Raw genomic sequence first — 12,110 nt, 5'->3', positions numbered from 1 at the left:
CAAGTACGGGAATTCTTTTTTATTGTATTAGATTTACGCTCTAGTATAAAATATATGTATATACTATAAATTTTTTGGAGGACTGATGCATATGGAACGAAAACCTCTAGTAGTTGTAAATGGACTTGTTCGCAAAGATGCGATTGCATATTTAAAAGAGCATGTAGAGGTACGTCAATGGACTGAAAAGACGGTGATGCCTCGCGAGACGTTAAAAGAGTGGCTCGTCGAAGCCGATGGCTTATGGAGCGTGAGACCGCTCGATGTAGATGCTGATCTTGTCAAAAATGCTCCGAAGTTGAAGGTTATCGCACAAGCTGCGGTGGGCTATGATAATGTGAAAATCGATGATTTGACGGCGGCAGGGATTCCTTATGGTAATACGCCGGGCGTTCTCAATGAAACGGTTGCTGAATTGGCTTTTACATTAATCGCTACTGCGAGTCGTCGGATTTTGGAGAATGCAAATTTTGTAAAAAACGGTCGATGGGCGCAAAGACCGTCCAATATTAAGGGTTTCGATTTGAGTCGTCGTACCTTGGGAATCATCGGTATGGGGGCAATCGGGGTATCCATTTCACGGCGTGCACGCGCATTTGGCATGACAGTTGTGTATCATAATCGTCATCCGCGTAATGATGATAAATTATATAAAACGACTTATATGGAACTCGATGAGCTGTTAGCGACCAGTGACGTGGTTTGTGTTATGGCTCCTCTTACTGATGAAACATACCATATGTGCGATGAAGCATTTTTCAGGAAAATGAAAAATACCGCATTGTTCGTGAATGTTGGGCGTGGGCCTATCGTTGATACGGAAGCCTTGATCAATGCTCTTGAAACGGGTGAAATCGATTATGCGGCCCTTGATGTAACAGATCCTGAACCGTTGCCTGCAGATCATCCGCTGCTATCTGTAGAAAATTGTTTGATCGTGCCGCATATAGGTTCCTATACAGACAGAACTCGTTATGATATGTCTATTCTGACGGCGGATAATATCATCGCCGGAGTTCATAAGAAACCGCTTAAAACATGTGTCAACGAAGAAGTGAATTACAAGAAATCTGTTTTGACAGAGGAAATCGCCTTAGAGGAATTGAAAAAAGCCGGCGTTGATTTGAGTGATTTCGATTAAACTTTCACAAGAATATGAAATATGTGCGGTCTTATGCGATATATGGTAAAATAAAAGAATATTTATCATGTGGAGGTTATAACGTTGGAACATAAAGATATTGAACAATCGGTAGCTCCGGAAGAAGTTGTATCAGTTAACTTTATCGAAGCTGAAATTAATAAGGATAATAAAAACGGTCGTTACGGCGGGCGTGTATTGACCCGTTTTCCGCCGGAGCCGAACGGATATCTGCATATAGGTCATGCAAAATCTATTTGCCTGAACTTCGGACTCGGTAAGGAATACAATGGGCTCACAAACTTGCGCTTTGACGATACAAATCCGACGAAGGAGGATGTGGAATACGTAAACTCCATTATGGATGATGTGAAGTGGCTCGGTTTCGATTGGAACGGGGATGTGCGCTATGCATCGGACTATTTCGGACAGATGTATGAATACGCCAAGAAATTAATTACGCTTGGCAAGGCTTATGTAGATGACCAGACGGCGGATGAAATTCGTCAAACACGCGGTGATTTTTCCACGCCTGGTACGAACAGCCCTTATCGCGACCGCAGTGTTAAAGAGAATTTGGCTCTCTTTGAAGATATGAAAAACGGTAAATTTAAGGATGGAGAAAAGGTTTTGCGTGCGAAAATCGACATGGCTGATCCCAATATCGTTATGCGTGATCCCGTTTTGTACCGTATCGTGAATGCGGACCATCATCGTACAGGCGGTGAATGGAAAATCTATCCTATGTATGACTTCGCTCATCCCATTGAGGATGCGATTGAACGCGTTACGCACTCCATTTGCACCTTGGAGTTTGAAGTTCATCGCCCGTTATATGAATGGGTTCTGGAGGACTGGGACGATACCGAAATTCCACGACAAATCGAATTCGCCCGGCTGAATGTAACCAAAATGGTTATGTCCAAACGTAAATTGCGCGCTCTTGTTGAGGAGGGGCTTGTGTCCGGTTGGGATGATCCCCGGATGCCGACCATTTCCGGATTGCGTCGTCGAGGGTATACGCCGGCTGCGATTCGCGACTTCTGCGATCGTATCGGCGTGGCTAAGGCGGACAGTATGGTAGATATTGCGCTTCTCGAATTCTGTATTCGCGAGGATTTGAAATTAAAAGCTATGCGCCCTATGGTGGTATTGGATCCTGTAAAAGTCGTCATTACGAACTATCCTGAGGGACAAACCGAACTCGTGACCATAGAAAATAATCCTGAAAACGAAGAACTCGGTACCCGTGAGGTTGTTTTCGGTCGTGAAGTCTATATTGAACGCAACGACTTTATGGAGGAACCGGTAAAAAAATTCTTCCGATTGGCTCCCGGAAAAGAAGTACGTCTCAAAGGGGCGTATTTCGTGACTTGCACAGATATCGTGAAGGACGGGGATGGAAATATTACGGAAATTCACTGTACCTATGATCCTGAAACGAAGAGCGGTAGCGGTTGCACGCGCAAAGTAAAAGGCACGTTGCATTGGGTGGAAGCATCCTCTGCGGTGGATATCGAAACGCGTTTATATGACTACTTATTGCGTGAAGATGCGGATGATAAGGATTTCTTAGCAAGCTTTAACCATGAGTCTCTACAGGTTTTACATAGTAAAGGCGAGGCATCCTTAGCTACAACTGTGCCGGGAGATCACTTTCAATTCTTACGCCAAGGTTATTTTGTGACCGATAAAGATAGCACATCCGATCATATCGTGGTGAATCGTATCGTCGGTTTGCGTGACAGTTGGGCTAAGCAACAGAAGAAATAATTGTATTATGATTCAGAATTTATTTAAACAATCGTGGTAAAATAAATCGATACGGAATTTTTAAAGAACCGTCCCGCGTGGGCGGTTCTTCATTAAATATGTTCTAATCAATTGAGGAGCTATGATGAAAAAATTACTATTACTTGCAATTGCAGCCTCTGTTTTGGTTAATGTTCCGGCTGTAAGTTCTGCTGCAAATATTAAGACGGTTATGAATAAAAACCAGAATACTACGTATCAAGGTATTAAAATGCCGGAGGGTGTGACGGTGTATAACAATAATCCGAAAGCCCTCTTCGCCGCAGAAGGCAAGAAGGACGTTAGAACCGCTCTGCTAGATGCCGGCGCCACATCTGCTAATGTATATACATTAAATATCAAAAACGGAAATGAAATGAATTATGCCGTTTATGCCGATGTGGTTTTAGGTAGGCAGTTGACCGGAGTTATGGGTGAAAGCAGAGGCGTTAGTACGGATTCATCTGCATTAGGGGCGTTGGTATCCTCTATTAACAGCGGAAATAATCCTGTTCTTAGTACATTTACCGTTGTCACTCCGTTAGCTAAACAGGGGAATACATATGAAGGAACATTAAAACATAGAGGCGTAGCTAATAATAATTCTTATGAAGAAGTTCTACATGTCATGTTGTTCGATGACAAGTATACAGGACCTAAAGCCCGTTTTATAGCTATTGATGCGGAAAGCGATGCCAAGATATTTCCAAAGGTAAAAGAATTATTACAAAGTAAAACTAAATAAATATTGAAAGTATATATCAATTATTCTTGACAATTTTTCTAATCAAGAGTACCATGTGGATATAGGAATTGTTCTCAAATAAAAACATCCTATGTAGATATGCAGCAGGTAGGTAAAACTTTGATGAATTCAATTGACCAAATCATTGGATTTCATTGTGCACCGGCAATTCGTGGCATCAAGCTATCGAATTTGGTTTCTATTCCACGGGACATGAATGAGCAGATCCAATTAGTATTGACTGAATATAATAAAGAGTTCAATGAAATGGGTTTGTTCTTCTTTGAATTGTGTCGCTGTAAAGCGCGTAGACTGTTACTGGTGTTTCGTGAAACCCAATTACGAGACTATGTGCGGCAACCTGCGGTGATGACATTCTTGAAAGCATACGGTTATCATGAGCGGATGAGTATTATGGAAATGCTTGAACATTTGCGGTACCGTATGGAAGCTAGCGTTGATTTTCCTCATGAAATCGGTGTATTTCTCGGATATCCTCTAACCGATGTGAAATACTTTATTTCACGACGTGGTGCAGGCTACCACATGTGTGGGGAATGGAAAGTCTATGATGATGTGATAGGCGCACAGCGTTCTTTCATGTGTTATAAAGCATGTCGACAGTATTGTCAAACTCAATTGATGTTGGGAAAAACATTTGGTTCATTGGTCGCAAGAACGGCCTAGGAGGTAGAAGATGATTGGTGTAATTTATTGGTCCGGTACAGGTAATACAGAACAAATGGCACACGAAGTAGCTGAAGGTATCAAGGCTGCTGGTCAGGACGTGGAAGTTAAATCTGTTTCTGAAGTATCCGTAGATGAAGCAGCTGCTTATGAAAAATTAGCTCTCGGTTGTGCAGATATGGGTGCGGAACAACTTGAAGAAGGCGAATTTGAACCGTTCTACACTGAATTGGAAGGTAAATTGAGTGGCAAGAAATTGGCCATCTTCGGCTCCTATGGTTGGGGCGGTACATGGCTTGAAGATTGGGGCGCTCGCATCAAAGATGCCGGTGGAGTACTTGTTGCTGACGGCGTTGCTATTTTGGGTGAACCTGATGATGATGGTAAAGCACAATGTCAAGAATTAGGTAAAACATTGGCGAATGCATAATATAATAGAATAGATAAGGCTGTAATAATGACGATGTCATTATTACAGCCTTTTTTTCTGTTTTCATGGTTACGTTAATGATATATGAGTCAGAATTTATTTTGATATCTATATGATATAGATGGTATAAAACAGCTGTATTCATAGCATTTTCTGTGCTCTTATAAATAATTACATATAAAATTATATTTATAAATAACTTTTATGCATAATATGGTTGCATTTTTATAAACATATGACTATAATCAAAGTAAAGAGACCTAACAAATTGTTAGGTATAAACAAAAATTGTTAGAGGAAATCTAAATATACCGATGAAGGCTATAGTAAGGTTGTAAATTAACATGACCATGTATAGATGAGAGGGTGATTATATCGATGAGTACGTTGGATCGGTTACGGGTCATAGCTCATGGACTAGCCATACAGTTCGGCCAGTCTTGTGAAGTGCTGATACATGATTTACAGCATGATATCGATTCATCCCTTGTATATATTGAAAATGGGAATATAACAAATCGTCATGTCGGAGACGGTCCGTCTCATGTTGTTCTGGATGTACTTCGTCATGATGATGGAGGGGACGGTCGTTTTGGATATCTTACAAAAACGAAGGAAGGTCGTGTCTTGCGATCATCAACGATGTATATCCGTGATGATAACGGTAAGATCGCGTATTTGTTAGGAATTAACCAGGATATAACAGATTTGGTTATGATGCACAGTACATTGGAACATCTTATCGGCATTGGAAATGATGATTCCGAATCGGTTGAAAGGATTACAACCAGTGTTTCCGATTTATTGGATGACTTACTCCAAGACGCAGAGCGATTAGTTGGAAAACCGGGTGTTTTGATGAATAAAACGGAGCGTCTTAAAGCGATTGCTTATTTAAACGATAAGGGTGCTTTTTTAATCTCTAAATCTTCTGAGAAGATTGCAGAGTATTTTAATATTTCCAAGTTCACTTTATATAGTGACTTGAATGCTGTTAAGGAAGAATCATAGGAGGCTAATATGGAACGAATTCAGTGGGTACGTAATACGATGGCACCATCCAGTGACAAATTTCTGTCAGTTATGGATGTTCAGGAAATAAAGAAAGCTAAAGCATTTCATGAAAGCTTTCCGCAATATAGCGTTACACCACTTGTATCACTTAAACACTTAGCATCTTATATCGGTGTTGATTCACTTTATGTGAAAGACGAATCATATCGATTTGGGCTTAATGCTTTCAAAGTATTGGGCGGTTCTTATGCGATAGGTAAATATGTGGCACAGCAACTTGGTAAAACGATTGCCGATGTACCATACGATGTTTTGACATCCAAGAAGCTGAAAGATGATTTTGGTCAAGCTACATTCTTTACTGCTACCGACGGTAATCATGGTCGCGGTGTAGCATGGGCAGCTAATAAATTAGGTCAAAAGTCGGTAGTATTTATGCCGAAAGGCTCTACGGAGTATCGTAGACAACAGATTGAAAACGAAGGCGCTACCGTAACGATCGAAGAATTTAACTATGATGAGTGCGTACGACTTGCTACGAAGAAATCTAAAGAAGTGCCGAATGGTGTTGTAGTTCAGGATACAGCATGGGAAGGCTATGAAGAAATTCCGAATTGGATTATGCAAGGCTATGGCACGATGGCTATGGAAACGGCAGCTCAATTAGAAGAGGATCATTGCAAGGTTCCAACTCATGTTTTTGTACAGGCCGGTGTAGGATCTCTTGCCGGTTCCGTAGTAGGATACTTCAGTAATTTATATAAAAATGAAAAGAAGAAACCGAAACTCGTTGTTGTAGAAGCCGAAGCAGCGGCATGTTTATATAAAGGTGCTGTTGCCGGTGACGGAGATCCTCGTATTGTAGATGGTGACCTTGAAACGATTATGGCAGGACTTGCATGTGGTGAACCAAATACCGTGTCATGGGATATTTTACGAAACCATGCAGATGTATTTGTAGCCGCTCCGGATTGGGTTGCACGTCTCGGTATGCGCGTCGGAGGTGCTCCGATTAAGGGCGATACACCGATTACAACAGGTGAGTCCGGTGCTGTTCCGTTAGGACTGGTGACGGCCATTATGACGATGCCGGAATATGAAGACTTACGGAAAGAATTAGAATTAGATGCGTCTTCAAAGGTACTCTGCTTCTCCACTGAAGGGGATACGGACCCTATGAGATATAAAAACATTATGTGGTATGGTGAAGATCGATAGGAGGTATTATTTATGGATTTACAAGCAGTTAAACAAGCGGCAACAACTTATGGCCCGGCAATGACAAAGTTCTTACGTGAAATCGTGGCATTCCCTGGTGAAAGTGCTGAGGAAAAAGACCATGTAAAACGCATAGAGCAGGAAATGAAGGACCTAGGATTTGATGAAGTCGAAGTAGATCCTATGGGTAATATTCTCGGATACATGGGTACCGGGAAAACTCTTATCGCATTTGATGCTCATATTGATACTGTAGGTATCGGTAATCGTGACAACTGGAATTTTGACCCGTATGAAGGCTTTGAAGATGAAACTAAAATCGGCGGTCGCGGCGTATCCGACCAATTAGGTGGCATCGTATCCGCTGTATACGGCGCTAAAATCATGAAAGATTTGGGTCTGTTAAGTGATAAATATCGCGTACTTGTTGTAGGTACGGTACAAGAAGAAGACTGTGATGGTCTTTGCTGGGAATACATGATTAAAGAACGCAATATTCGTCCTGAGTTCGTTGTATCCACAGAACCTACTGATGGCGGTATCTACCGTGGTCAACGCGGTCGTATGGAAATCCGCGTTGATGTACAAGGCGTATCTTGCCATGGTTCTGCTCCTGAACGCGGTGACAACGCAATCTATAAGATGGCAGATATTCTTCAAGACATTCGTGAGTTGAATGCGAACTCTGCTGATGAAAGTACAAAAATTAAGGGTCTCGTAAAAATGCTTGATCCTAAATTTAACCCGGATCATTATGAAGAAGCTCGCTTCTTGGGTCGTGGGACAGTAACCACTTCTCAAATTTTCTATACATCTCCAAGCCGTTGTGCAGTAGCTGATTCCTGTGCGGTTTCCTTGGACCGTCGTATGACTGCCGGGGAAACATGGCAAAGTTGCTTGGCGGAAATCGAAGCTTTACCACATGTTAAAGAATACGGTGCAAAGGTATCTATGTACGAATATGCACGTCCATCCTGGACAGGGTTAACATATCCTATTGAATGTTACTTCCCGACATGGGTTATTCCTAAGGATCACAAAGTAACAAAAGCATTGGAAGAAGCGTATACCAGCCTATATGGTACTGAACGAATCGGCGCACCTGATACCGTAGAAATGCGTAAAGCCCGTCCGTTGACTGATAAATGGACATTCTCCACGAACGGCGTATCCATTATGGGCCGTAACGGTATCCCATGTATCGGCTTCGGTCCTGGTGCGGAAGCACAAGCACATGCTCCTAATGAAATTACATGGAAACAAGATCTCGTAACATGTGCGGCTGTATACGCATTATTACCGACAGTTTATTGTAAAGGCTAATAATTATTCATTTATATCATATAGTTAGCAATTAAAATGATAGTTAATATATAATCGGTTAGCGGTTATTAAGAAAATACATATAGGATTGTACCTTTTATAAAGGTAATGAGTATAATTTGGCACTAAGTAGCCCTACGGGGATATGAAAGAGAGGATATATTTATGACGGACTTCAATAAAAGTATTGAAACTTTACAAGGCTTAGATGTTAGCAAAATGTACGGCGAGGATTTCTTCCTGACCTGGGAGAAATCTGATGACGAATTGAAAGGGGTATGGGCGGTTGCTGATGCATTACGTGCTCTTAGAGAACGCAACATTTCTACTAAAGTATTCGACAGTGGATTGGGCATATCCTTATTCCGTGATAATTCCACAAGAACCCGCTTCTCCTTCGCATCTGCATGTAACTTGTTAGGTCTTGAAGTTCAAGACTTGGATGAAGGTAAATCTCAAATCGCTCATGGCGAAACAGTTCGTGAAACAGCTAACATGATTTCCTTCATGGCTGATGTTATCGGTATCCGCGATGATATGTATATCGGTAAAGGTAATGCTTACATGCATGAAGTATCTAACGCCGTTAAAGAAGGTCATGAAGACGGCGTGTTAGAACAACGTCCTACACTTGTTAACTTACAATGTGATATCGATCATCCGACACAAATCATGGCTGATACGGCACATATTATTCGTGAATTCGGTGGTCTTGAAAATCTTAAAGGTAAAAAAATCGCAATGACTTGGGCATACTCACCATCTTATGGTAAACCTTTGTCTGTGCCTCAAGGTGCTATCGGCTTATTTACTCGTCTCGGTATGGAAGTCGTTTTAGCTCATCCTGAAGGCTATGAAGTAATGCCGGAAGTTGAAGAAATCGCTAAAAAACAAGCTGAAGCGAGCGGCGGTTCCTTCCGTAGAACTAACGATATGAAGGATGCTTTCAAAGATGCAGACATCGTATATCCTAAGAGCTGGGCACCATTCGGCGCGATGGAAAAACGTACAAAGTTGTACGGGGACAACGATCAAGAAGGCATTAAAGCATTAGAAAAAGTACTTCTTGAGGAAAATGGTAAACATAAAGATTGGGCATGTACCGAAGAGATGATGAGTCTCACTAAAGACGGTAAAGCTCTTTACTTACATTGCTTACCGGCAGATATTACAGGTGTAAGTTGTGATGAAGGTGAAGTGGACGCAACAGTGTTCGACCGCTATCGTATACCTCTTTACAAGGAAGCAAGCTACAAACCATATGTTATTGCAGCTATGATTTTCCTCAGCAAATTTAAAAATCCTGTAGAAACCTTAAAAGAATTAGAACGGAAGGGAACTGAACGAGTTCAACCGTAAAGTAAAGTTTAGGGGCCATCCGTTGTTGATGGCTCCTTTTTATTCTTAAATTAGTTGTTATGAGGAATAACATGAAGAAAAGAGTTGTAGTAGCATTAGGGGGGAATGCATTAGGTAATTCCCTACCGGAGCAAAAAATTGCAGTAAAGAGTACGGCGAAAACTATTGTGGACCTTGTTGAATCGAATTGTGATGTAGTAGTAACGCATGGTAATGGACCTCAAATCGGTATGATCAATAATGCCATGGCAGCGTTGACTCGTGAAAAAGAAGGGCAGCCAAATACTCCGTTATCCGTATGTGTAGCGATGAGTCAGGCTTATATTGGTTATGATTTACAAAATGCTCTCCACGAAGAGCTCCTTAACCGTGGGATTAAAGATCTGCCTACAATGACTATGGTTACGCAGGTATTAGTTGATCCCAAAGATCCGGCTTTCAAAAATCCTACGAAACCGATTGGTCACTTTATGACCAAGGAAGAAGCTGAATACGCAGAAAAAAATTACGACTACGTGGTAAAGGAAGATTCCGGCCGTGGCTATCGTCGTGTGGTGGCATCTCCGGCGCCTAAGGAGATCATCGAATTAGATGCGATTAAAGGCTTAGTAGGTAAAGAGTTAATCGTGGCTTGTGGCGGCGGCGGTATCCCTGTTACCAGAGAAGGCAACGAACTTCATGGTGCAGCCGCTGTTATCGATAAAGACTGGACCAGCAGCCTGCTTGCTCAAGAAATTGATGCTGATATTCTCGTTATTTTAACAGCTGTTGAAAAAGTAGCCGTTAATTTTGGTAAAGAAAACGAACAATGGCTGGACGAAATCTCTGTTGAACAGGCTAAAAAATATATCGAAGCCGGTGAATTCGGAGAAGGGTCCATGAAACCTAAAGTGGAGGCCGCCGTTGCATTTGCGGCATCTAAGAAGGGGCGTGTTGCAATTATCACATTATTGGAAAAATCCAAGGACGGTATAGCAGGAAAAACCGGCACGCGTATCGTATTACAATAACATATAGATTTATAAGTATACATTTCAACCAATTGTTGAGGAGGTGTCCAGGTGATTATATTAGGTAAAGGTACTGTAATTACTCGTGATGCTGATAGACCTATCATTTATGATGGTGCTGTTGCCATCGACGGGACTCAAATTGTTGATATCGGCACATATAATGAATTATGTAAAACTTATGAAGATGCACAAATCATCGATGCCCATGGCGGTTTGATTATGCCCGGCTTTATCAATGCACATCACCATATTTACTCTGCGCTTGCACGCGGTTTATCCTTACCGGGTCCGGCGCCGACGAATTTCGGTGAAATCTTGGAGGGGCTATGGTTTTATTTAGATAATAAACTGACTGCTCCTGATGTGAAAGCCAGTGCATTACTTACTTATTTAGGTTGTATTGAAAATGGGGTAACGACTATTTTCGACCATCATGCGAGTTATGGTGAAGTTCCTAATAGTCTATCCATCATTGCCGATGCGGCTAAACAATTCGGGGTTCGTTCTTGTTTGTGCTATGAAGTGTCAGATCGCAATGGTCCGGATCAAATGAAAGCGGCCGTTGCAGAAAATGTTCGTTTTGGTAAAGAGGCGAAACAAGATCCATCCAGACTGGCGGCGATGATGGGCTTGCATGCATCTTTCACATTGAGCACGGAAACATTAGATTATGTGAAAGCTCATAATGAGGATCAGTTGGGATATCATGTTCACGTTGCGGAAGGCCCTGAAGATGTGGCAGATAGTAAAGAAAAGTATGGCATGAGTCCTGTAAAACGCCTCGTAGAGGCCGGTATTTTAGGCCCGAAGAGCATAGCAGGGCACTGTGTTCACGTATCTGATGAAGATGTGCAATTATTGAAGAAATCGAAGGCTAGGGTTGTACATAATCCGGAAAGTAACATGGGGAATGCCGTCGGCACAACAGATATTTTGAAACTGTTAGAGGCGGGCATTACCGTTGGCCTTGGTACGGATGGATATACAAATGACATGCTTGAATCCTACAAGGTTGCTAACTGTCTCGTGAAACACGAACAGCATAAACCATATGTGGGATGGGGAGAAGTACCTCACATGTTATTTGAAAATAACCGTAACATGGCGAATGAATTCTTCGACACTACAGTAGGTATTCTTAAAAAGGGTGCTGCAGCTGATGTGATTGTTCTTGATTACACGGCGCCGACACCACTTGATGAAAATAACATCAACGGGCATTTACTGTTCGGTACTAACGGTATGTATGTGGTAACCACCATTAGTGACGGTGTGCCGCGCATGATCGATCGTCAATTACAAGGTATAGACAAGTCTGCTGTAATGGGTGAAATTTTAACGACATCTAAAAGTTTATGGAAACGACTCAACCCATAAGACCAAGCGCTT

Annotated in this window: 11 protein-coding genes; all 11 read left to right on the top strand. The window is 41.8% G+C overall.

Annotation, left to right across the window (positions count from 1 at the left end):
* Positions 1-91: 91 nt before the first annotated feature.
* A complete protein-coding gene (locus tag VEHSUH05_RS08785) occupies positions 92-1,141 on the top strand; it encodes a 2-hydroxyacid dehydrogenase (protein ID WP_105091405.1) in 1,050 nt (349 codons plus the stop codon).
* An 84-nt stretch (positions 1,142-1,225) separates the two neighbouring features.
* Positions 1,226-2,914, top strand: a complete 1,689-nt coding sequence (locus VEHSUH05_RS08780; RefSeq protein WP_105091344.1) for a glutamine--tRNA ligase/YqeY domain fusion protein — start codon at positions 1,226-1,228, stop codon at positions 2,912-2,914.
* Positions 2,915-3,038: 124 nt separating this feature from the next.
* Positions 3,039-3,677 carry a hypothetical protein gene (locus VEHSUH05_RS08775; protein WP_054674608.1) on the top strand — a complete coding sequence of 213 codons (639 nt, stop codon included), beginning with the start codon at positions 3,039-3,041 and terminating at the stop codon, positions 3,675-3,677.
* Between the two features lie 99 nt (positions 3,678-3,776).
* Positions 3,777-4,364 carry a DUF3793 family protein gene (locus VEHSUH05_RS08770; RefSeq protein ID WP_105091343.1) on the top strand — a complete coding sequence of 196 codons (588 nt, stop codon included), beginning with the start codon at positions 3,777-3,779 and terminating at the stop codon, positions 4,362-4,364.
* Between the two features lie 10 nt (positions 4,365-4,374).
* Positions 4,375-4,794 (top strand): flavodoxin, encoded by a 420-nt coding sequence (locus VEHSUH05_RS08765; protein ID WP_095066262.1) that lies wholly within the window; start codon positions 4,375-4,377, stop codon positions 4,792-4,794.
* A gap of 378 nt (positions 4,795-5,172) precedes the next feature.
* The gene (locus tag VEHSUH05_RS08760; RefSeq protein WP_038115783.1) at positions 5,173-5,805 is read left to right on the top strand and encodes a helix-turn-helix transcriptional regulator; all 633 of its coding nucleotides are present in this window, start codon (positions 5,173-5,175) and stop codon (positions 5,803-5,805) included.
* A gap of 9 nt (positions 5,806-5,814) precedes the next feature.
* Positions 5,815-7,026 (top strand): diaminopropionate ammonia-lyase, encoded by a 1,212-nt coding sequence (dpaL, locus tag VEHSUH05_RS08755; protein WP_054674615.1) that lies wholly within the window; start codon positions 5,815-5,817, stop codon positions 7,024-7,026.
* A gap of 12 nt (positions 7,027-7,038) precedes the next feature.
* Positions 7,039-8,349 (top strand): YgeY family selenium metabolism-linked hydrolase, encoded by a 1,311-nt coding sequence (locus VEHSUH05_RS08750; RefSeq protein ID WP_038115777.1) that lies wholly within the window; start codon positions 7,039-7,041, stop codon positions 8,347-8,349.
* A 165-nt stretch (positions 8,350-8,514) separates the two neighbouring features.
* A complete protein-coding gene (gene ygeW, locus VEHSUH05_RS08745; protein WP_105091342.1) occupies positions 8,515-9,708 on the top strand; it encodes a knotted carbamoyltransferase YgeW in 1,194 nt (397 codons plus the stop codon).
* 71 nt (positions 9,709-9,779) lie between these two features.
* Entirely contained in the window at positions 9,780-10,718 is a 939-nt protein-coding gene (gene arcC, locus VEHSUH05_RS08740) for a carbamate kinase (RefSeq protein WP_105091341.1), read from the top strand.
* Positions 10,719-10,769: 51 nt separating this feature from the next.
* Complete coding sequence (gene ssnA, locus VEHSUH05_RS08735; RefSeq protein ID WP_105091340.1) at positions 10,770-12,098, top strand: putative aminohydrolase SsnA; 1,329 nt, start codon at positions 10,770-10,772, stop codon at positions 12,096-12,098.
* Positions 12,099-12,110: the final 12 nt, after the last annotated feature.

Origin of the sequence: Veillonella denticariosi JCM 15641 (assembly GCF_002959855.1) — a bacterium.
GTDB classification, from domain to species: domain Bacteria; phylum Bacillota; class Negativicutes; order Veillonellales; family Veillonellaceae; genus Veillonella; species Veillonella denticariosi.
This window is presented reverse-complemented; position numbering and strand designations above follow the sequence as displayed.

Coding starts and splice junctions, on each gene's coding strand:
- VEHSUH05_RS08785 (WP_105091405.1), top strand. CDS start 92: ATGGAACGAAAACCTCTAGTAGTTGTAAATGGACTTGTTCGCAAAGAT.
- VEHSUH05_RS08775 (WP_054674608.1), top strand. CDS start 3,039: ATGAAAAAATTACTATTACTTGCAATTGCAGCCTCTGTTTTGGTTAAT.
- VEHSUH05_RS08770 (WP_105091343.1), top strand. CDS start 3,777: ATGCAGCAGGTAGGTAAAACTTTGATGAATTCAATTGACCAAATCATT.
- VEHSUH05_RS08765 (WP_095066262.1), top strand. CDS start 4,375: ATGATTGGTGTAATTTATTGGTCCGGTACAGGTAATACAGAACAAATG.
- VEHSUH05_RS08760 (WP_038115783.1), top strand. CDS start 5,173: ATGAGTACGTTGGATCGGTTACGGGTCATAGCTCATGGACTAGCCATA.
- dpaL (WP_054674615.1), top strand. CDS start 5,815: ATGGAACGAATTCAGTGGGTACGTAATACGATGGCACCATCCAGTGAC.
- VEHSUH05_RS08750 (WP_038115777.1), top strand. CDS start 7,039: ATGGATTTACAAGCAGTTAAACAAGCGGCAACAACTTATGGCCCGGCA.
- ygeW (WP_105091342.1), top strand. CDS start 8,515: ATGACGGACTTCAATAAAAGTATTGAAACTTTACAAGGCTTAGATGTT.
- arcC (WP_105091341.1), top strand. CDS start 9,780: ATGAAGAAAAGAGTTGTAGTAGCATTAGGGGGGAATGCATTAGGTAAT.